At 41.3% G+C, this 22,657-nt stretch carries 19 protein-coding genes; 15 read left to right on the forward strand and 4 right to left on the reverse strand.

Annotated elements, in window-relative coordinates; all coding sequences use genetic code 11:
• Positions 1–268 precede the first annotated feature (268 nt).
• A complete protein-coding gene (locus RM049_RS13535) occupies positions 269–652 on the forward strand; it encodes a nuclear transport factor 2 family protein (RefSeq protein ID WP_322704511.1) in 384 nt (127 codons plus the stop codon).
• 230 nt (positions 653–882) lie between these two features.
• Here the strand turns inward: RM049_RS13535 and RM049_RS13540 are convergent, their stop codons facing one another.
• Positions 883–2,223 carry a cytochrome P450 gene (locus RM049_RS13540; RefSeq protein ID WP_322704512.1) on the reverse strand — a complete coding sequence of 447 codons (1,341 nt, stop codon included), beginning with the start codon at positions 2,221–2,223 and terminating at the stop codon, positions 883–885.
• Positions 2,224–2,271: 48 nt separating this feature from the next.
• A complete protein-coding gene (locus tag RM049_RS13545) occupies positions 2,272–2,913 on the reverse strand; it encodes a TetR/AcrR family transcriptional regulator (RefSeq protein WP_322704513.1) in 642 nt (213 codons plus the stop codon).
• A gap of 115 nt (positions 2,914–3,028) precedes the next feature.
• Here RM049_RS13545 and RM049_RS13550 point away from each other — a divergent pair, with 115 nt between their 5' ends.
• From RM049_RS13550 to RM049_RS13575, 6 genes are all read left to right on the forward strand, one after another.
• Positions 3,029–4,492, forward strand: a complete 1,464-nt coding sequence (locus tag RM049_RS13550) for an HlyD family secretion protein (protein ID WP_322704514.1) — start codon at positions 3,029–3,031, stop codon at positions 4,490–4,492.
• Positions 4,489–6,525 (forward strand): ATP-binding cassette domain-containing protein, encoded by a 2,037-nt coding sequence (locus tag RM049_RS13555; RefSeq protein WP_322704515.1) that lies wholly within the window; start codon positions 4,489–4,491, stop codon positions 6,523–6,525. The genes RM049_RS13550 and RM049_RS13555 overlap by 4 nt, the downstream gene beginning before the upstream one ends.
• 93 nt (positions 6,526–6,618) lie before the next feature.
• Entirely contained in the window at positions 6,619–7,725 is a 1,107-nt protein-coding gene (locus tag RM049_RS13560; protein WP_322704516.1) for an ABC transporter permease, read from the forward strand.
• Between the two features lie 39 nt (positions 7,726–7,764).
• Complete coding sequence (locus RM049_RS13565; protein ID WP_322704517.1) at positions 7,765–8,886, forward strand: ABC transporter permease; 1,122 nt, start codon at positions 7,765–7,767, stop codon at positions 8,884–8,886.
• Between the two features lie 360 nt (positions 8,887–9,246).
• On the forward strand, positions 9,247–10,314 hold the full coding sequence (locus RM049_RS13570) for a DMT family transporter (protein ID WP_322673913.1): 1,068 nt from the start codon (positions 9,247–9,249) through the stop codon (positions 10,312–10,314).
• Between the two features lie 320 nt (positions 10,315–10,634).
• Positions 10,635–11,810: a peptidoglycan-binding protein gene (locus RM049_RS13575; protein ID WP_322704518.1), complete on the forward strand. Its 1,176-nt coding sequence runs from the start codon at positions 10,635–10,637 to the stop codon at positions 11,808–11,810.
• A gap of 306 nt (positions 11,811–12,116) precedes the next feature.
• Here the strand turns inward: RM049_RS13575 and RM049_RS13580 are convergent, their stop codons facing one another.
• Complete coding sequence (locus RM049_RS13580; RefSeq protein ID WP_322704519.1) at positions 12,117–12,572, reverse strand: DUF2141 domain-containing protein; 456 nt, start codon at positions 12,570–12,572, stop codon at positions 12,117–12,119.
• Between the two features lie 256 nt (positions 12,573–12,828).
• Positions 12,829–14,382: an ammonium transporter gene (locus tag RM049_RS13585; RefSeq protein ID WP_322704520.1), complete on the reverse strand. Its 1,554-nt coding sequence runs from the start codon at positions 14,380–14,382 to the stop codon at positions 12,829–12,831.
• Between the two features lie 811 nt (positions 14,383–15,193).
• Here RM049_RS13585 and RM049_RS13590 point away from each other — a divergent pair.
• From RM049_RS13590 to RM049_RS13625, 8 genes are all read left to right on the forward strand, one after another.
• Positions 15,194–15,679 (forward strand): glutathione peroxidase, encoded by a 486-nt coding sequence (locus tag RM049_RS13590; protein ID WP_322704521.1) that lies wholly within the window; start codon positions 15,194–15,196, stop codon positions 15,677–15,679.
• Between the two features lie 146 nt (positions 15,680–15,825).
• Complete coding sequence (locus tag RM049_RS13595; protein ID WP_322673908.1) at positions 15,826–16,650, forward strand: SDR family oxidoreductase; 825 nt, start codon at positions 15,826–15,828, stop codon at positions 16,648–16,650.
• 22 nt (positions 16,651–16,672) lie between these two features.
• Positions 16,673–17,602: an alpha/beta hydrolase gene (locus RM049_RS13600; RefSeq protein WP_322704522.1), complete on the forward strand. Its 930-nt coding sequence runs from the start codon at positions 16,673–16,675 to the stop codon at positions 17,600–17,602.
• A gap of 77 nt (positions 17,603–17,679) precedes the next feature.
• Complete coding sequence (locus RM049_RS13605; RefSeq protein WP_322673906.1) at positions 17,680–18,414, forward strand: glutathione peroxidase; 735 nt, start codon at positions 17,680–17,682, stop codon at positions 18,412–18,414.
• A 214-nt stretch (positions 18,415–18,628) separates the two neighbouring features.
• A complete protein-coding gene (locus RM049_RS13610) occupies positions 18,629–18,886 on the forward strand; it encodes a hypothetical protein (RefSeq protein ID WP_322704523.1) in 258 nt (85 codons plus the stop codon).
• Between the two features lie 756 nt (positions 18,887–19,642).
• Positions 19,643–20,884 carry a hypothetical protein gene (locus RM049_RS13615; RefSeq protein ID WP_322699696.1) on the forward strand — a complete coding sequence of 414 codons (1,242 nt, stop codon included), beginning with the start codon at positions 19,643–19,645 and terminating at the stop codon, positions 20,882–20,884.
• A gap of 35 nt (positions 20,885–20,919) precedes the next feature.
• The gene (locus RM049_RS13620; RefSeq protein WP_322704524.1) at positions 20,920–21,687 is read left to right on the forward strand and encodes a phosphatase PAP2 family protein; all 768 of its coding nucleotides are present in this window, start codon (positions 20,920–20,922) and stop codon (positions 21,685–21,687) included.
• A 635-nt stretch (positions 21,688–22,322) separates the two neighbouring features.
• Positions 22,323–22,657, forward strand: a 335-nt coding sequence (locus tag RM049_RS13625) for a hypothetical protein (protein ID WP_322704525.1), incomplete at its 3' end; no start/stop codon positions are given.

Genomic DNA, 22,657 nt, shown 5'->3' on the forward strand with positions numbered 1-22,657 from the left:
CCAGCAAGAGCTGCCCTTTAAATGATAAGTCTTCAACCAGAGATTAGATGAGAGCCTTAGCCGTATCGGTATCGAACACCTACTGCTTCAAAGATACAAAGGTGGAGACTATATATAAAACAATTTTCTTTACAACAGAAGAATTAAAAACGGGAAATCCTCTAAATAAACCTGACATCAGGCATGATAGTGTCGATAAAAAAAGCTTCAGCTAAACTCTGTACAATAAATTATTAGTCCTTACTGCATCTGGTTCACCATACCTCTTATGTCAGATCAAAGAGCACTCCTAATCGAACTGCTCCGTGCGGCTTACGCAGCTTTCAACGCGCGAGACATTGACGCTGCCCTTGCCCTCATGACTCCGGACGTGGTTTGGCCGAGAGCGTTTAAAGGCGGTTTTGTTCATGGGCCTGAAGAAGTTCGCGCTTACTGGACGGAGCAATGGAGCGAGATCGATCCGCACGTCGAGCCGGTTTCCTTTTACTTGGAGGAGGGCGGGCGCATTTTGGTCGATGTGCATCAGGTCGTGCGTGACAAGGCTTACGCAGTTCTTGCCGATGAACACGTGGGCCATCGATTCACCTTTGAACACGGCTTGATTCAAGCTATGGAAGTCTGTCCACTTCCATCGTCCACCACAAAGACCTAACCATGCGCAAAGAGCAAACAGGCATTTCTAGGGCGGCCTTCTTCTGTATCCGGGGTGAAGTAAGCATCCGTACAGAAAGTTACGCCCTTGGATTTGATGAGCCGCTTTTAATCCAAGCGTGAGCCACGGAGAAACCTGTACCAATTAATTGAAGTGTGATTTTAATTTTGCCAATTTTTTTGATTTTATTTTCTTATCCTACTCGCACCCCAAGTTCCTCCCAAACAAGTTTATCGTTTTTTAATAGCCATCATCCGAACTCCACCATTAGGAGCAAGGGTAAATCCACGTCGTTGCAGTTTAATAGGTTTATTTTCTACTAAGGTAAGTTGATAATTGGATAAAACTGTTGCGAGGACTAATTTAATTTCTAACTGAGCCAAGGCATATCCTAAACAGCGCCGAATTCCACCACCAAAAGGAATAAACTCCCAAGGGGAATACTGGCGTTCTAAAAAACGTTCGGGATTAAATTGTTGAGGATTAGGATATAAGTCTTTCCGGTAATGCAAGAGGTAGATACTTGGCATTAAAGTTGTATCAGGAGGAAACTGATATCCGGCAATATTTATGGATGATTTGGTAATGCGTGGGAAAAGCCCTGGAAGGACTGGATACATCCGCAGGGTTTCTTGGCAAACTGTGCTTAAGTAAGGAAGTTGGGCAATTTCCATCGGGTTTGGATTTTCTCCCAAGCTGTCAAGTTCCTGCTGCAATTTTAAGAGAACATCTGGATTTTGATGAATTTGATAGAAAGCCCACGCTAGCGTTGTTGCAGTAGTTTCATGTCCAGCAAATAAAATTGTCAGCAATTCATCTTTTAATTCATCGTCGGTCATTGCTTGCCCATTTTCATCCCGCGCTGCCATCATCAAGCTCAGAACATCACCCTGGTGATTGTTCTTTGTTCTTTTCTCTTCAATTTCTGCTTGAAGTAGCTGATAAATATGGCTTTGTCTACTTTTCATCTGCCCCCAAGGAGTCCATTTTCCCCAATCTTGTTGTAAGAATCGGAAAAATAGCATACTGGAGCGCAAAGGAGAATCAGTCATATCCAACCAACTAGTAAGTAGAGGTAAAATTAGTTGATAGCGTTTCCCTTCACTTAAACCAAAGACAATTTGTAAAATTACTTGTAGACTAACTTTCTGCATGGCAGAACGAGCCACAAAAGGTTGACCGATTTGCCATTGACTGGCGATTTGCTCGGTAATTAAGCAGATTTGTTGAGCATAAGTCTGTAGCCTTTCTCCATGAAAAGGGGGCATTAATAATTTTCGTTCTCGTCGATGGCGGGCACCATCTATTAACATGAGAGAATTTCGCCCAATCAAAGGTTCTGCAATTTTATTACCACGACCAATATCAAATTTAGAATCTTGACTGAAAATTTCTTGAATGGCTTGGGGACGGCTAATAATTACATAAGAACCGAGTCCACTCAGTTGCATGGAAAAAATGTCTCCATACTCTTGACTATACTTTTGCTGAAATCCAATCGGATCGGCAATCCATCCGATCAGTTGCCACCACGAAGGGCTAATAATGCAATTCGGTAATTGACTAAGCATAATATTTTACCTGTGATTCCACTTGATAATCTCAAACAAATACACCCATTATCCCTGAGTAACCATATTTAGGGACTGGCTCATGACTGCATTGATTAAGCTATCTAGCAAGCGATCGCGTGATAAAGATGTAAGTTCTTTTCCATACAACATTTCTTGTAAAATCACGTACGATACCAAAGAACCAAAAAAAATCTGAGCCATTGCTTCTGGGTCGGTGATTCCTAATTCTGGATGAGATCCGAAATACTGACTCAGCATTTGCCGACCGCGTAGCACAACGGTTTGAGTATAAAGTTTAGCTAGTTCTGGAAAGTTTTGTGACTCGGCGATCATCAAACGCAATAATGCCAAATAATCGGGATTATCAGCGACTTCGGTTAAATAAATTTTAGCAATTTGACGCAAAAAAATCGCTGGTTCGCCATGTAAATTTTCTGTGCAAAAAATACTTTGAAAACAAGCGAGGGTCAACCGTTCTATCAACGCTTTAAACAGCCCTTCTTTATCTTGAAAGTGACTGTATATTGTTTGCTTAGATACTCTAGCCGCCGCACTAACACGATCCATACTTGTTCTAGCGTAACCCTCCTTCAAAAATACCTGTATAGCTCCTTGCAAGATTTGCTCCTGCTTGGGAGCGATCGCAGGTAAAGTATTTTCTAGTTGAAAAGTAGGGTTTATAAACATGAAAAGTAAACTTTTTGACTTATGTCTTGTCTTATCATACTAGACAGTCTAGTATATGACACAGAATTCAGAATTTTCAATTTACAAAATATTTTTCACAATCCAGGGTGATACCATGACTCAGACTATCCCAACATCCCCGGAAAATTTCAAAGATGCAGTATCGAAGCAGCAAAACCGCAAGAAACCGATCCTTTTAACGATTGGGGTGCTGCTGGTGGCTGGTGGCATTGGCTACGCGGTGTGGCGCTCTCAACCGCAAGTATCAGCAAATGTACTGCAAGTTAGCGGACGGATTGAGGGTTATGAAACCGAGATCGCGATCAAGCGTTCTGGAAGAATTGAGACAATTGCCGTGCGGGAAGGGGCAGCAGTTAAAAAGGGGCAAGAGTTAATTAAATTAGACGACACAGACGATCGATTGCTGCAACAACAACTACTTGGTAGTCAAGCAAGAGTGACATCTGCGAGATATGATGAACAGCAAGCAGTTTCAGATGTAGAGCGAGTCACCAGAGAAATTCAAGAAATTAACAGCCAAATTAACGAAGCCAAACTGAATTTACGGCAGTCTCAAGGGGATACCCAAGGAAGAATTGAGCAGGCCCAAGCAAATGTCGCAGCAGCCAGAGCCACATTAGTGCAAGCACAAGCGCAAGTTAAACAGGCAGCAGCAGAAGTTAATTTAGCAAAAATCAACCGCGATCGCTATGCCCAACTGGTAAAAGAAGGGGCGGTAAATCAACAACAATTCGATCAAGCCCAAACTACTTTAGATACTGCGATCGCAACCCTAGAAGCACGAGTTGCAGCAGTTAATGCCGAACGCCAGCAATTACAAGCGACATCAGGAGCGTTAACTCAAGTTAAAACTACAGGTTTCAATCCTGATATTCGCAACGCCCAGTTAACAGCATTAATCAGAAAGCAGCAGCAAAGTTATGCTGAACTTAAATCTGCACAGGCAAAAGTCAACTCTGCCCGTGCCAAAGTGAAAGATGCCCAAGCATCAAATCAGCAAATCCTCACCCAGATTGCAGACTCCAAAAAAGATTTAAATGTAGTTAGTCCTTTAGATGGAGTAGTGACAGCCCGTAATGTCGAACCAGGTGCAATAGTTAGCAGTCAGACTAATATTTTGACAATTGTTGACCCGAAAACAGTGTATTTTAGAGGTTTTATTCCCGAAGGCGATATTGGCAGAGTGCGTTTAGGACAAACAACAAAAATTTTCATTGATTCTGCACCAAAGAAACCATTAGAGGGTAAAGTAATTGCCATCGATCCGCAAGCTTCATTTACACCAGAAAATATTTACTTTCAAAAAGATCGAGTCAGGCAAGTAGTAGGAATTCGGATCAAAGTTCAAAACCCTGATAGTTGCTTTAACCCCGAAAAACCTTATAGGGAATCAGATTTACCCTGCGCCAAAATGGGGATGCCAGCAGATGCCGAAATTAGTTTGAAGGCAGGGGACGGGGAGCAGGGGGCAGGGAGCAGGGGAGCAGGGGAGCAGGGGGGGCAGGATAGCGCAGTGGTAGCGAGTCCACGAGCGGTGGCAGGAGGTAGAAGGGAATGAAACAGCAAATTACTACTTTCTCTCGAAACTTACCCTCATCATCTAATCTGCCAACTACAGCAATTGAAGTTCGCGGTTTGCACAAGCACTATGGAAACTTAGCTGCTGTGCGAGGAATTGATTTGAGTGTCTACAAAGGTGAAATGTTTGGATTAATTGGCCCTGATGGTGCGGGGAAAACTAGTACATTTCACATTTTGGGCGGTGTGATGGAAGCAACGGCGGGGGAGGTGCAAATATTTAATCAACCTGCACGAGATGCCCGATTAATTACAGGTTATCTTACTCAACAGTTTTCGCTGTATTTGGATTTGAGTATTGATGAAAACTTGCATTATGCAGCAGGGTTGCGGCAAGTAGCAGATGATTTATTAAGGGAACGCCGCAATAAATATTTAAAATTAATGAATTTAGAGCGATTTGGCGATCGCTTAGTGGGACAACTTTCTGGTGGAATGAAACAAAAACTGGCGCTGTGTTGTGCTTTGGTTTCGCAACCAGAAGTATTGTTACTAGATGAACCTACCACGGGTGTCGATCCAGTTTCCCGGCGGGAGTTTTGGGATGTGCTGGGGGAATTATCAGCCGAGGGGATGACAATTGTAGTTGCAACACCATATTTAGATGAAGCTGAACGCTGTCACCGCGTGGCTTTGATGTACAGTGGGCAAATTCATGAAATTGGTACACCCAAAGAGTTACGGGCTAACTTAGGCTTGCATCGCTTAGAAGTGCGAACAGCCAACCTGGAAGCTACAGAAGAAATACTCTCCCAGGCTACTCAGACAAATATAGTAGATGTGCAAACTTTTGGCGATCGCTTGGATGTCCTCGTTGAAAATATAAATTCTGGCGAAACCCAAGTCCGCGAACTACTGCAACAACATCACTTACCTTCTCCCAGTATCGAACATGGCGAACCCACATTAGAAAATGTCTTTGTGACGCGCCTGCGACAACAAGGTTCCGCGCCGCAATTTTTTCCGTTTCCCCGTTATCGGAAGAGGGGACAAGGGGAGCAGAGGGGCAGAGGGGCAGAGGGGCAGAGGGGCAGAGGGGCAGAGGGAGTATTTAATACTCAGGACTCAGAACTCAGGACTCAGGACTCAGCGCTAGCGATATATGCTCGCAATCTCAGCCGGGTTTTTGGCAAGTTCCAAGCCGTTAAAGATGTCAACGTCGAAGTTCGTTATGGGGAAATCTTTGGGTTGTTAGGTGCTAATGGTGCTGGCAAAACTACCACCATTAAGATGCTGTGTGGATTACTAGAAGCAAGCGGCGGTGAAATTTCTTTGGGTGGTGAGACAGGAAATCTGCGTAGTGCAGACTTACGGCGACGCATTGGTTACATGAGTCAAAAATTCACTCTTTACGACGATTTAACTATTTTGCAAAATCTTGAATTTTATAGCGGAGTTTACGGCGTGCCTCGCAAACTTCGACGGGAAAAAATTGATTGGGTAATTGCTACCTGTGGCTTAGAAGGACAAGCAAATATGATTACAGGACAGCTACCAGGTGGTTGGAAACAGCGAGTTGCTTTCGGTGCTTGCGTGATGCACGAACCAGATATTTTATTTTTAGACGAACCAACATCGGGAGTAGATCCGTTGGCGCGTCGCCAGTTTTGGAAGCTGATTAATGACTTCGCCCGCAACGGTACAGCCATATTAGTGACAACGCACTATCTAGAAGAAGCTGAACAGTGCAACCGGATGAGTTTTATGGTTGCAGGAGAAACCGTCGCCGAAGGTTCACCCAGTTCTGTCAAAGCATCGCAACCGGGACAACTAATAGAAATTATTGTTAATCAAAACCAAGTAGCTTCTCAAATACTAAAACAACACTTTGAGTCTTGGCGCGTCTCGATTTTCGCTGATAGTTTACACGTTGTTCTCGATTGTCCCGAACAGGAAATAAATCAACTCACTCAACTTTTAAAAGCTAATCAAATTACCATCAATTCTTTACGTCCGATTCCTTTTTCATTAGAAGATGCCTTTATTGGTATAGTACAGCGATCGCCAAAATAGAAAAACTCTGTAATAAAATTATACTTCAAACTTCTTGGCGTTTAAAAACACTATGATTTTAGCCAAAGTAATATTTAATATATATGAAACTATATGAAACGAATTCTTGCTCAATGTGTAAAAGAAATAGCTCAATTTCGCCGCGATCGCCTGACGTTGGCACTAGCATTTTTATTGCCATTCATTACCTTAATAGTTTTTGGATTTGCTATTAGATTAGAGAGTAAAGATATTCCTTTAATTGTGCAAGATTTTAACCGCACAAACCTAAGTAATAGCTATATTGAAAGATTGTATGCCACCAATCAATTTGTGCCAAAACAATGGTCTGGTGGCAATCCTACACGCGATGCTATAGATAAAGGAATTGCTAAAGTCGCAGTAATTATTCCGCCGGAATTTAGCCGTGATATTCAAGCAGATAGAAGTACAAATGTGCAAGTATTGATCGATGCCACTGATGTTAATAATGCTCGTGTAATTAGAAATAACATTCAAAGAGTGACAAACTTTTTTATGCAAGAGCATGGACAGCTACCTGCTACTAATAGCATTACAGCACGAACGCGTCTATGGTTTAATCCTGGGAGATTAGAATCGCTGTATATTGTGCCAGGAACTTACGGAGTTATACTGTGGATTTTTCCTTCATTGCTCTCTGCGATCGCAATGGTACGGGAAAAGGAAAAAGGGACAATTTTACAAGTCTACGCTTCTAGTATTAGTGGCACTGAACTTTTACTTGGTAAAGGATTAGCATATCTATTAATTGCCATCCTTGAAACATTAGTAGTTATGGTATTAGGCTCAATTATTTTCCAAGTCGGTATAGTTAGCAACCCCATAACATTAGTAGTTGGCACTTTATTATTTCTGACAGATAGCGTTTTTTTTGGATTACTTTTAGGAGTCCGTAGTAGTAACCAAAATGCTGCTGTACAAGGCGTTTCTCTCGTAGGTTTTATCACATCATTATTACTCTCAGGTTTTATTTATCCCCTCAACAATATTCCTTTCCCTTTATCACTACTACCTAACATAATTCCGGCGCGTTATTACATCGATATCACTCGTGATGCCTTCGTGCGTGGTACGGGATTTGGCGGAGTTTGGTTTGATTTGCTCATGCTTGCAGCTTTGGGATTAGTATTTTTCAACGTATCACGCCGAGTTTTAAGCCGAATGCAATTACCAAATTAATCTCTCTGTCTTCTCTATGGTTTGATAAAAAGTAACTTTATGAAACTTATTCAGCGATTATTTGATAGTTCATTTTGGGCATTAGTGGGGAAAGAGATTAATCAAATTCTCCGCAATAAGCAATTAATTGTTTTATTAGTTGTCCCGCCAACAGTCCAATTATTGTTGTATGGTTTTATCCTCAATCCCGACGTTCATAACTTACGATTAGGTATCATTGACTATGCCAACGTCAGCGCTAGTCGAGAATTAGTTTCAGCCATGACATCAAATCGAATTTTTACCTTAGAATCTGTACCAAGTAGTGAAAAAGCATTGAGCCGTCAGGTAGAAGAAGGAAAACTAGATGTTGGGGTAATAATTCCTCCTGATTTTCCGCGTCAACTGGCACAAAAATCAGCAGAAATTCAAGTATTTATTGATGCAGTAAATGCGAATACAGCCGGAATTGCCGGAAATTATATGAATCAAATCATCCAGCAATATAATCTGCAATTAGCCCAAGGTCAAGCAAGTCCTCCAGTTTCACCTGAAGTTGTATTCCTTTACAATCCCGGACTGACAAGTAGTTGGTTTTTTGTCCCAGGAGTTATGGGTTTAGTTTTAACATTAATTGGCACATTAGTATCAGCAATTACAGTTGTTCGGGAAAAAGATACCGGAACTTTAGAACAATTATTAATGACTCCGGCTGCTAACTGGCAAATATTACTATCAAAAATCGTCCCTTTAGCATTTTTATTAATGGGAGATGTTTTATTAGCTATCACTTTAGCAACAGTAATATTTCATGTACCATTTCGAGGTAGTTTTCTGCTATTTTTGGCTCTATCAAGTATGTATGTATTTGTCGGGATTAGCTTGGGTATTTTGTTAGCTACTGTGAATAGTTCGCAACAACAGGTAGTTTTGACAGCTTTCTTTATTAATTTACCAATGGTACAAACTTCTGGAGCGATCGCACCCATTGAAGCCATGCCACCTTTGTTTCAACTTTTATCCCTACTTAATCCCCTGCGCCATTACATTGCGATCGTTCGAGGTATTTTGCTCAAAGGTGTTGGCTTAGATGTACTGTGGATGAATGTTTTGGCTTTAGTCGCTTTTGCTGTTGTTTTATTAACTATTAGTGTTAGTAAGTTTCGCAGTCAATTAAGCTAAAAAACGATTTACAGCGTATTTCTGGTACAAGCGATCGCACTACTACAGCATGGCGTAAATAAACATACCCTTCGGGTGACGCTCCTGCGTCGCTAACGCTACGCTAACACCAGTCGCCTGCGGAGGGAAACCCTCCCGCAGCGCTGGTTCACCATTTCAAACAGCGCAAAAAGCTCAGAATATAATTCTTTTGACTTTTGACTTCCGCCTTGCGTAGGCTCAGGCTGGAGAGTTTTACCGTCTCCAAAACGCTACGCGATGGTGCAAAACACCCAGCAAAGGCGATCGCAAAACTACATAATTCGGTAAAATTGGGTAAAGCAATTTTTGCGCTTGTTAAACAAAGGCATCAGCAAACCCATGCAACTGAAACTCAGTGCATCTCGACTTCCCTTCGCCCCCCTCTTGTTAATCGCCCCCTTTTTCCTATGGGGGACGGCAATGGTAGCCATGAAAGGAGTGATACCCCATACCACACCGCTATTCATGGCAGGTGTGCGTCTGATACCAGCAGGGATGTTAATTCTGATTGCAGCAGCATTCATGGGTAAACCCCAGCCGAAGGGTTGGGCTGCATGGCTGTGGATTGCCTTATTTGCCCTAGTAGATGGGACGCTGTTTCAAGGTTTTTTGGCAGAGGGATTAGTCAGAACTAGTGCAGGGTTGGGGTCTGTGATGATTGACTCGCAACCCTTGGCTGTTGCCTTGCTGTCGTTGTGGCTATTCCAAGAACAGATTGGTTTTTGGGGATGGCTGGGGCTAGGCTTGGGAGTCACAGGCATTACTTTAATTGGCTTACCTGATGAGTGGATTTTACATTTTCTCGACTCAGGCGCAAATATGACAATCGGCAACTGGCAAGATTTATTTGCTAGTGGCGAGTGGTTAATGCTGTTAGCAGCACTATCAATGGCAGTGGGAACAGTGTTGATTCGATTTGTGTGCCGACATGCTGACCCTGTAAGCGCTACAGGATGGCACATGATTTTGGGCGGATTGCCACTATGGGGAATTTCATCAGTTGTTGAATCCCAGCAGTGGGAGAATCTGGGAGGATCTGATTTCATGGCCTTAGGTTATGCTACCGTATTTGGCAGCGCGATCGCTTATGGGTTATTCTTCTACTTTGCTTCTAGTGGCAGTCTCACGAGTCTTAGTTCTCTCACCTTCCTAACACCCGTCTTTGCGCTACTATTCGGCAATCTTTTCCTCTCAGAAGTCCTCAGTCCGTTGCAGTGGGTAGGAGTATTTCTCACTTTAATCAGCATCTATCTCATCAACCAACGTGATACTTTAGGAGGACAAAACGACAAAGTTACTGTCGGCGAGATAGCTAATATACAGCAACCAGTTTTAGAAGCATCTGCTAACAAATTGAACCCCATCAGCCTAGCAGTTAGAGAATCGGAACCAGAAATTTTACCCTAACTTGTTAAAATAATTCTTAATTAGTAATTAAGTAAGGGATGAGGGAGAAATCAATTAAAAATGACGCTCTCTACGAGACGCTGCGCGAACGCAGACTCGCTAACGCTGCGCTAACAAAATTTAAAATTTAAAATTAAAGAACTTCTGCCTGGTTGTTGAGTTTCGACTACGCTCAACTGCCGCGTAGTCGAAACACTGCCTTCTGACTCTTTTTTCCCAATTCCCAATTCCCAATTAAAAATGACAGTTAACATTTGGTCGTCTAGAAGCTATTGTGGTATCGAAGATTTAAAAAGCACGTTCAGGCTGGAACTTGCAATATGAGGCTATGCCGTTCCTCAATTCTGATATTTACCTGTTTTTCTTGCGTGGGTTTTTACCCAAATCGCTCAAGTGCAGCTACACCTAACCTAGCGCCTGAAATTTTAGAACTTGCACAAGCTAGTTCGACAGTTACTGCTAGTCCGGCTGTTTTGAAATATGGTAGTCGAAAATCAGATGTGCAGAGACTACAAACCCAATTAAAGCAGTTGGGGTACTACAGGGGCGTGGTAGATGGACAGTATAACGCCAGTACAGAAATCGCTGTAGCTAAATTCCAGAAACTAAAGGGTTTAAAATTAGATGGGATTGCTGGCCCGGCGACTCAGGAGAAACTGCAAGCAGCTTTGGCAGCGAAAAAGCAGTTTTTCACCTCTCCAATAGTTACCTCTCCAAAAGTTACCTCTTCAATAGTTACCTCTATTGCTCCGACTTCGGCAAATCCTAAAGCACCTGAGAGAGGTTTTGTCTGGTGGTTACTATTGGCCATTGGAGTTTTAGGATGTAGTGGCGCACTTTTTTATCTGCTGAGGTCGTTTCAAAAGGCCAAGCAAGTGCAAAAGTCCGAAATATCAGAGCCTAAAAGCTTGAGTGAAGCTAACAAAGAACCGATTACACCACCTTTACTGGAGACTGTCACTATTCTACAAACACCTCCTCCACCACCAACATTTTCCACAGAATTACTGTTACCAGAAAAAACTTCCCGTCTTGCTAAACTCAATATCGTTGAGGAATTAATTCAAGATTTGCGTAGTTCTGACCCAACGAAGCGGCGCAAGGCTATTTGGAATTTGGGTCAGCAGGGAGATTCGCGGGCAATTCAACATCTGGTTGACCTGATAATTGATGCTGATTCTCAAGAAAGCAGCTTAATTTTGGCAGCTTTGTCAGAAATTGGCATCCGCACACTCAAACCAATGAACCGTGCTTTAGCAATTTCAATTCAAGATGAAAGTCCACAAGTGCGGCAAAATGCGATCCGTGACCTGACGCGCGTTTATGACATGATGGGTCAAATGACTCAGATGTTGCACCATGCGCTAGAAGACCCAGATGCCGATGTGCAAGCAACAGCACGATATGCTTTGACTCAGATGAATCGAATACAAATACGTGACTTGCCAAAGCAACAGAGTCTACAGGAAGATTCTGATAATGATTCACAACAATAGAGATTGGTAGTGTACCCAATACTTCTGCCTTTGTGCATTTTTAATTAAGAATTGGATTTTGGAAAAGTTTACTGGGTTTGGGTTATATCATGTCCGCATAATTAGTTATGCTAACCACAGTCATTACACCCCACCCCCAACCCCTCCCCGCTTGCGGGGAGGGGAGACAAGGCGTAGCTTTGGCGGGGTGGGGTTCTTCGGGTTTAATAAGCAATCAAGCGGACATGATATTAAAGATTTTTTCTTCTCCTTTTTCCCAAAACCCAAGAAGTATTGGCAGTGTACCAAGCTGAATCTGCTGTCAGCTTAAAAATATTTCAACTGGATGTGGATACTAGTATCTGGCCCTACCACTAAAAATGCTGCTTCGTTAAATTTAGGCGCTCTTGTGCGAATTTCTGGGTTGCTGGAAAATCCAAAACCTTCCCTTGGTATACCAAAAAGATTGGTATTGAGAGTGCGGTCATTATTTTGATCGTGGAAGACAGCAACGGCGTAACTACCTGCTTTCAAGTTATTAAAGGTAAGTGGTAAAGGATTTTCAGTAATCTTGGTACACTGCTTTTGTAAGCCGCGATCGCCATCGCTAGGAAATCCTTCACTGCTAGCAAATATACTGGCACATACTTGTCCTTGTTCATTCTTCAAGCCATCAATTTCCACGGTGAGTTTGCCGTTAAAATTTGCTTTGGCACTAAATGACCATGCCAAATTTCCCATAACTGCCAATAGCAGCAGACTAACTCTTAAGCCTTTAAGCATAAAATTTTTACAAGGTAAAATGCGATCGCTAAATTATTGAAGCAGGCAGAGGACAGGAGGCAGTGTTTCGACTACGCGGCAGTTGAGCTTAGTCGAAACTCAACAATCAAGCAGGAGGCAGAGGGCAGGAGGTTTTATACTCCCTACTTTCCCTCGCTTGGGTAGAGAATTTTGCAAAATCAGTTCAATCAACTAATGGTGTATTGGTAGCTCAAATTAAGAATATGCCAGAGGGTGAGCTAAAGAAATATTTTCCCTAATATTTCCCAATTGAACTTTGTTCATCAGAAAATACCGTTGCATCACCTTCTTTAAGAAATCCACTATAGGCTTCCATACCGTGTTCGCCAATATCCAAACCTTCTAATTCCTCTTCTTTAGATACTCTAATACCTAAAGTAGCTTTTAGTGCCAACCAAAAAATACTACTGAGTAAAACAGTAAAGCCACCTACTGAGGCAACGCCTAGCAACTGAACGCCAAACTGTCCAAAGCCACCACCGGAAAATAAACCTTTTTCTGGCCCACGTGTATACCAAGTAAAAACACCAGGGCCAACAGACCATAGACCAACTGCTAGAGTTCCCCAGATACCACAAACTAAGTGAACTGAGGTAGCTCCCACTGGGTCATCAATGCCAAGTTTGTCAAAGAATGTTACAGAGAAAACTACCAGTACCCCAGCAATGAAGCCAATTACTAAAGAACTAGCGACACCTACGTAAGCACAAGATGCTGTAATCCCAACCAAACCAGCCAAAATACCATTGATAATCATTGAGAGGTCTGGTTTACCTAAGTACAACCAAGCTGTGATGGTGGCGGCAATTCCACCGCCAGCAGCAGCCATGTTAGTGGTTAGAGCAATATGAGCGATCGCACCAGGATCGGCAGCCATGACAGAACCGGGGTTGAAACCAAACCAGCCCAACCACAAAATCAAACAGCCCAAAGTAGCAATACTCATGTTGTGACCGGGCATTGCTACAACTTGCTTGTTTTGATATTTTCCAAAACGGGGGCCAAGAAATGCTGCTCCCATCAAAGCTGTCCAGCCACCTACAGAGTGAACCACCGTAGAACCAGCAAAATCCCAAAAGCCTCTATCTGCTAGCCAACCACCACCCCAAATCCAATGTCCGGTAATGGGATAGGCAATACCTACAAGTAAGAGGCTAAAAATTAGGAAGTTAACAAACTTAATCCGTTCGGCGACTGCACCAGAAACGATTGTTGCTGCTGTTCCAGCAAATACTAGCTGGAATAAAAACTTGGCTGCTAAAGGTACACCAGCCCAATTAATGGCACTGAAGACACCTTTATAAGCGTCTGCTGTGGCGGGACTGTTATCTACTCCTTTTAAGAAAAACCCATTCAATCCAATGAAGTCATTGCCATCACCGAACATTAAGGCAAAACCGATTGACCAAAAGGCAACGGTAGACAGAGCAAATACAATCAAGTTTTTGGAAAGAACATTGACAGCATTTTTCTGGCGACAGAAGCCAGTTTCTAACATACAAAAACCAGCGTTCATGAAGAATACTAAAAAAGCAGCGATCGCTACCCACAATGTGTCAATAGCAATTTTGAGTTCTGCTGTCGTTGGCGCTGCGGCTGGAGTTTGGGCAACTGCGGCATAACCCCAACCCAACACAATCAGACAAGCGATAGGTAAACAAGCTTGCCAACTGGGAGAAAGTCGCTTAATCAAATTAAATAGCTTGACTTTAGAGTTAGATTGTGAGTTTATAACGTAACTTTTTGCAGACAAATGCCTATTTTTTGTTTTCGATTTTTGTTTGTACATGAATTTGAGCATCATCCTCCAAACCATTCTTAAAAAAGGTAAAAAGCAGGTTAAGCAGAAAAAAATTCTGTCCGAAATTAGATCCAATGGGTTTTGATGTTTTTCCTTTAGACAAATTTTTGAAAAACCATAAACTCAAATAACCTTAGTAGGAGTTTAAAAAATTATTGGCACATCTGTAAATATTTTTTATAGTTCTTCGTAAGAAATTTACGATCTATTTTCGGAAAGAGTCAAGTCTTCTTCACTTAATCTTTAATGTTTGAAAAAAGTTGACTGAGAAAGCGCCCAAAATTGTCTTGAATAATGTCAATAAAAAATCAGGTAGAAAGAACTAGCCTAAAATGGCTCTTTTAAGCTAACAATGTGATTTTTAGCTCTATTCACTATCAAAACTAAAAAACTGTATTTTATGATACAGTTTTTTAGTTTTTGTGATGAAATATAATTCATGATGCAACAAAAAAGTAACTATATTCTTTCTAGCTACCTATTTTCCAAAATCATAAATTGGAGAATTCAGGATGTTGTTAACTTTTGATACAAAGAGTCAATTCTTTGTGACTTTCAACCTAGATCGATTCATCGCTGCACTCAAAACTTAGTATTAAAAGCAACGTAAATTTAACGTATTTATGCTGAAGCAGTAGCTTTACCGAGCTATTTATCCAAGATACAGGGTTTTGCAACTACACGACTCACATAAAATTGTTACAACAAGTCTAACAAACCTAATTTCCTTAAAGAAACCGAGTTTACAGTACCTGTAATATGGGAAACTTGGCAATATTCCCTATCAATCAGATTTCAGATGAATAACACAATTTCGGATATTGCAGTCCAGACCATCAACGGTGAAGATAAGCAATTAAACGACTACATCGATAAGGTACTCTTAATTGTAAATGTGGCTTCCTTCTGCGGTTATACTTCTCAATACGAGGGGTTAGAAAAGTTGAACCAAAAGTATGGAGAAGCAGGTTTACGTATTTTAGGGTTTCCTTGTAACGATTTTGGTGCGCAAGAACCAGGAAGCAATGAAGAAATTGTGCAATTCTGCACGAGTAAATATGGTGTTACCTTTGAACTATTTGATAAAGTTCATGCCAAAGGTTCACAGCAGCATCCACTTTATGAGCGACTTACTAAAGCTGTTGAGCCAACGGGAGCTGTTGCTTGGAACTTTGAAAAATTTTTAGTTAATAAGCAAGGTGAAGTGGTAGCTCGATTTAATAGTAGTGTCCAGCCAAATTCACCAGAAATAATTGCCATAATTGAGAAAGAATTAGCGAAATAGTCATTTGTCATTTGTCATTTGTCACTAAATCAAAATTTTTGTACTATTGACTGTTAGCTCTGGACTGTTAAAATTATTTACTTCCAGACAGTTAATTGAGAAAATCGGCTCAATGAGTAGTTTAATTTATTTGTGTCTAATTTGTCATGAACGTTGCAATCATTGGTTGTGGTTATGTTGGTTATAAAGTTGCTCAATATTGGCAGCAAGATATGAATTTTGCTGTTAGTGTAACCACAACTTCTCCTGAGCGTGTCCCCGCCCTACAATCAGTATCTCAAAGAGTTGTAGTTACCAGTGGTAATGACATAGATGGTCTAAAATCAGTTTTGCACAATCAAGATGTTGTACTTTTAAGTGTTGGGGCAAAAAATAGGGAAGTTTATGAAAAAACTTATCTACAAACTGCCCAAACTTTAGTTTCGTGCTTACAGCAGATTAAGAGTGTAAAACAGTTAATATACACAGGTAGTTATGCCGTATATGGTGACAGGAATGGTGTATGGGTAGATGAAGAAACACCGCTTGCACCCGCTAATTTAAATGCCCAAATCCTCTGCAAAACAGAAGAGGTGTTGCTATCGGCATCTAGCGAAAATCTCCGTGTTTGTATATTCCGCTTAGGAGGAATCTATGGAACTGGTAGAGAACTGTTGAAAATATTTGGTAGCTATTCTGGTACAACCCGTCCGGGCAATGGTGAGGATATCACAAATTGGGTTCATCTAGATGATATTGTTAGTGCGATAGAATTTGCCCGTCACCGTCGTTTGCAAGGAATTTACAATCTGGTAGATGATGCACATCTCACCAGTCGAGACTTGCTAGATAGCTTATTTGAAAAACATAATTTACCCAAAGTAGAATGGGATACATCTATCAAGAGTACTCGCCCATATAATGCTTGGGTATCGAATGAAAAACTCAAAGAAGCTGGATACGAGTTGATTCATCCACAGATGATTTTTTAGCAAGTATTAAAAACTAGGAATTATGCAACCATCTGCTGTAGCTAACACAACTAATTTGACAGCATCTCCTAGCCAGTTTTATAGTTGGCAGAATTATCGTTGTGCCTACGAAGTACATCAACCAATTAATACAACATCTGAGGGCATTCCTTTACTATTAATTCATCCGATTGGCGTGGGATTGTCGCGGCGATTTTGGCAACGATTTTGTCGCGAGTGGTATAGTACAGGTCAGCGTAATTCAATTTATAACCCTGATTTACTAGGATGTGGTGAAAGTGATATGCCCCGTATAGCTTACACTCCTAGTGATTGGGCAGAACAGTTGCAGTTTTTTTTACAAACAGTAGTCCAAAAACCTGTTATTGTTGTAGTGCAAGGCGCTTTATTGCCAGTTGCTATTCAATTAGTCCAAAAGAAATCAAATTTAATTGCCGGATTGGTACTTTCTGGGCCGCCAACGTGGGCTTTGATGACAAATAAACCACCAAAATGGCAGGAAAAATTTCTTTGGAATGTATTAGATTCGCCTTTTGGCAGTGCTTTTTATCGCTATGCACGCACTCCAAAATTTTTACGTTCTTTCTCGATTCGCCAACTCTTTGCTTCTGAAAATGCGGTGGATGCAGAGTGGTTAAATACATTGCTTGCAGGTGCAGAAAATCGTGCAAGCCGCCATGCAGTGTTTTCTTTTTTAGCAGGGTTTTGGCGAGATGATTATACTAGTTTTATGGCCTCTATTCATCAACCAACATTAATAGTTATGGGCGAAACTGCATCGAGTATTAGCCAAGACAATAAAAAAGAAACGCCAGATGAACGCTTGGCTCATTATCTTGCTTGTTTCCCTAAAAATAGAGGTATAAAAATAAACGGACGTAATGTTTTACCCTATGAATCAACCACTGAATTTGTAGCAGCGATCGCGACCTTCATTAATGAAGTTTCTTAGACGATTGATAGTTACATTGTACCAGTTCTCCCATGATAGGTTATGACTGGAATTGATTACTAAAGGCAAGCAAAATTATGTTACCCAATCATCGAGGACAAAGAGTACCCAATGTCACTTTTCATACTCGCAAGAACGACCAGTGGGTGGATGTGACAACCGATCAGCTATTTGCTAATAAGACAGTAGTTGTCTTCTCTTTACCAGGTGCTTATACTCCGACTTGTTCATCTACTCATCTCCCTGGCTACAACGAATTAGCTCCAATTTTCAAACAGAATGGTGTCGATGACATTATCTGTATTTCTGTTAATGATGCCTTTGTGATGAACGAATGGGCAAAGGATCAAGAAGTAGAAAATATCACACTAATTCCTGATGGAAATGGGGAATTTACTGAAGGTATGGGTTTATTAGTAGATAAATCAGACCTGGGGTTTGGGAAGCGATCGTGGCGTTATTCTATGCTGGTGAGAGATGGTGTAATTAACCAGATGTTTATTGAACCAGAGGAGCCAGGAGATCCCTTTAAGGTGTCCGATGCTGAGACAATGCTCAGATACATCAATCCCCAAGCAGTTAAGCCCGAAGTAGTTTCCCTGTTTGCGAAAGTGGGTTGTCCTTACTGTGCCCGTGCTAAGGCAATGCTCAAGGAACATGGCATCAATTACGAAGAAATTACCTTGGGCAAGGATATCACCACGCGATCGCTAAAAGCAGTTGCGGGTGCAACAACAGTTCCCCAAGTATTTATCGATGGTAAATTAATTGGTGGTTCTGAGGCATTAGAAGCCTACTTCGCTGCTAAATAGGGTTGAGTAGGGTTGCAATACTGCATAGGTTTTGCCTCAAAAATAGAAATGTGTAGTGGCGTGTCAAGCAAAAAAATAGTGCATTAGACGTAGGTTGGGTGGAGCAAAGCGCAACCCAACATATATCAGAATGTTGGCTTTGGCAAAGCCTCCACCCAATCTACAATTTTTTTGCAACTCCCCCTAAACCCTTGTCTTCCTTAACTGAACCATATTGCTATATAAGCAACAGGTACTACAAAGTCGTTTTGAGGTACTTCAAAGTCGTTTTGAGGTACTTCAAAGTCGTTTCGAGGTACTTCAAAGTCGTTTCGAGGTACTCCAAAGTCGTTTTGAGGTACTCCAAAGTCGTTTTGAGGTACTCCAAAGTCGTTTTGAGGTACTTCAAAGTCGTTTTAAGGTACTTCAAAGTCGTTTTGAGGTACTCCAAAGTCGTTTTGAGGTACTCCAAAGTCGTGTTGAGGTACTTTAAACTTTGTCGCATTGCGATTGAGTACACAGATGTGGGCTACGCCTACGCTTGACTTTTAAAACAACGCGAGTTCGACAACCCCTCTCCGACACAGCTACCGTGTATACACAAGTCCTTCTCACCCCCTCTAACTCCCCGATGCCTTGGGGGAGAACCGGGAACCGGATATTTCCCCCAAGGCATCGGGCTACAGTGTACACACAAGTCTGAAATAGCTTACTCATCTGGGTTTTTGCGTCACTTTTACCCCACCCTAACCCTCCCCTTGCAAAGGGGAGGGAACCGGATCTTTAATCTCCCCCCTTTGCAAGGGGGGATTAAGGGGGGTAAATCCGAGGTTTGCGCTTCATTACCAAGATGTGTGTACACAGAAGCTCCGACACGGAGAGGGGAGCCAAAACTCTAATTTCTCGTTGCTCCTCCCTTTCCCTGTGGGAGAGGGAGGTTGTCCGGGAGAGGTTCATCGAACTCACGTTAAAACAGTCGCGACGAATATTCTTAACCGAACGGTATTGAGTTGGAGTACACAGTCATCAATTGTGTAAACTTCAGTGAAAGTTATGATATTTTTGACCGCAGCCTGATTTGTGAGAATTGAAAAACACCGATTCCCGACTTCGCAAAAGTTGTCGGGAATTTTGTTTTTCCCCAGCAGTTAACAAATCTTCAAATCGCTAGATGTATTTTTGTCTAGCTATTTACTAACGATCGCATAAAATTGATTCGGATTAAATTTACATTTCTTTAAAAGACAATATGTTTGCCAGAATTCGCCGAATTTTGAGTCAATTTTTTAGTAATTCCAGAACAATCAACAACGAACCACTGAATAAAGTCAGTTTGATTGTCATTATTATAGTTGATATTTTTATCTTAATTAATGTTTTTACCGGACTCGATGATATTAGCAGATGGCATATCAGTCCAACTGAGGCTTATCCATGTTATTCAGAGTGGCAAAATTACCGAGCAAAAACCACTAAAGATAAAGACTATGAAATTGTTAGACTTTCATTGCCATCTTACACGAACAATCAATTTAGTTTTCGGGGAAACTATCAACAAGCCGAAGCAGGACATCTAGGTAAGGTTTCTCAAACGTGTTTGCAATATGCCGATTACAAAGATAAGATTAAGAATTCTGAAAAGCAGCAAATTATCAAAACTATCGAGGAAAAACAAGCAAAAATTAGTAGACTGGAACAAGCCAATCGCACTATTAAATCTCAGTATGACTCAACGCTTTTAGAAAAAATTGCCGGACAGAATCGCGAACAATCAATTAATCAAGTCAGTGCTGAAAAAGCTAAACAGACATTAGAAGAAAATAATCGCCAAATTTCTACTCTTCAACAAGAAACTTCTACTCTTAAAAACGAACTACTCGCTCAACCAGAAAGCATTAGTTTTATAGCCTTTCTTAAAAATGACAATCTATTTCAAGAAGTCGAGAAAGGCTATCATCAGGCATCATTTTGGTATCCAAGTATCCAACTTGGTTTTCAGTCCCTCTTTCTTTTACCACTGATTCTCATTGCCTTATCAGTTCAGAAATTTGCCCAAAGAAGAGGATATGGACTCGTCTCGCTAATTAGCTGGCATTTGCTAGTTATATTTTTTATCCCATTAATCATTAAAATATTTGAATTTCTCCAAATAGGTGCAATATTCAAATTTTTATTTGATGTAATTAGCGCCATTTTTGGCGGTTTACTTTTCCTGATAAATTATGTTTATATCTTGCTAATTCCAGTTATTGGTTTTGGAATCATCCAATTTTTTCAAAAATTTGTCTTTAACGCTAAAGTCCAAGCAGCTAGCAGAGTTCAAAAATCACGATGTGTCAATTGTGCCAAGAAAATTCGACATCTTGATACTTACTGTCCACACTGCGGTTATTATCAGTACATTGAATGCCATAACTGCCATAATCTTACTTATAAGCATTTGTCGTACTGTAAACATTGTGGAACTTCTCAAGTTTCCAGTAATTTGTAATCAATGAAGTCGTCGATCGCCTTTTTAACTTAGATATGAAAAAAGAGAAACAAATCAATAAAGAGAGTCAGTCGCCGCTTGATTTTCTGAAAAACCTGTTGATTGCTCGTTGGCGATCGCTCTTACTCCTTTTGATTGGAGTCTATTTACCTTTGCAGATTTTTGAAATCCTGACAGTGAATATATGGAAGAATCAAGCAGGCTTTCCGTGGGATGCGCCGATTCTGTTAGCGGTTCATTCTACAGCAAACCCACAGTTAGACGTTTTAGCTGTCATCCTAGCGACAATTGGGTTGCCTTGGACGGCAATGGTGATTTTGGGGGCGATCGCACTGATGTTAATACTTCAAAAACGCTGGCGATCGCTAGCTTATTTACTCACCGCCTCAGCAGGAAGCGTCATCATCAACCGCACAGCAAAACAATTAATGCATCGAGTGCGTCCACAATTGTGGCAGTCCATTGCACCTGAGTCTACTTTTGCATTTCCCAGCGCTCATGCGATGACGAGTGTAACATTGGTAGCAATTTTGTTATTTTTAACTTGGGCTACCTCTTGGCGCTGGTTGATTCTCATATTCGGCAGCTTATACATCATCGCAATTGCGTGGTGTCGTCTCTATTTAGGGGTTCATTTTCCTAGTGACATTCTTGCAGGTTGGATGGTTGCATTAGGTTGGACGATTGGTGTCAGTCTAATTATCAAACCCTATAGAACTATAGCCAAATCCGTAGATAGCGAACGTCCTAAAGATGAAACTACTTTACTACCAGAAGAAGTAAAGTCGATAAATAAGGAGTAATATTAGCCCTCACCCTAAATCCCTCTCCCAAGCTTGGGAGCTACCGTGTATACACAAGTCAAATTACCCCCCTTAATCCCCCCTTATAAAGGGGGGAAACAGGAATCTTGTTCCCTCCCCTTTATAAGGGGAGGGTTAGGGTGGGGTAAAACCTTGATTTCTCAGCTATTTCAGACTTGTGTATACACCGTAGAGCTTGGGAGAGGGACTTTGCTTATTTTAAATTTAAAAATTGGATGTCAAAATATGGTCTTTTATTTTTTTGTCAAGAACTCGTTTTGTAAGTAAAGCTATTGAAGAAAAATCCAGAAATCAGAATTCAGAATTCAGCAATCTTTCAGTCGGAGATTGGGACTTGCGACTCTCTTGTTGACCACCAAATTTTCAATTTGGTGGGGGTGCAAAAACGCTGATTATTCAGACGATCGAGTACTCGCTAACGCTACGCTATCCGCCAGTTGTACAGAATACCCAACTGAATTCTGTTTGATAACTTAATTATCCAAAAACGGTATTATAAGCTATTCTTTTTGGCTTGGCAAAACTTTTAGATTTACTGACTTTACCATTCAACCTCTTGGTGATAAAGTAATCCCATTAATTCATATCTATTCAAAACAACAATCAACATAACAATGAAAACATTGCGGGCTTTAACGCCGATCGCGCTGGGTTTACTTACACTTACAGTCGCGAGTTCTGTGAATGCTCAAGCGATAATTGACACTGTAGACAACGGTAATTTAAGTGTGACGGGGATGACACGAGGAAGCGGTTGCACTGTCCTTTTTAGCCCTCAAGGGGAGCTAGTTCAAAACGGTCGTTCCTGTAGTTCAAAAGAAATTGGTAAAGCTCAAACTGCGATCGATACCTATCTCCGAGAGCAAGGAGCACCTGAGCGCAACAGTGAAGACTCAATAGACTCATCCGCAAATGGCAAATGCTCACGGGGACTGGGTTTGAGAAACTT

The sequence above is a fragment of the Nostoc sp. DedQUE04 genome (assembly GCF_034530995.1).
Lineage (GTDB): Bacteria > Cyanobacteriota > Cyanobacteriia > Cyanobacteriales > Nostocaceae > Nostoc.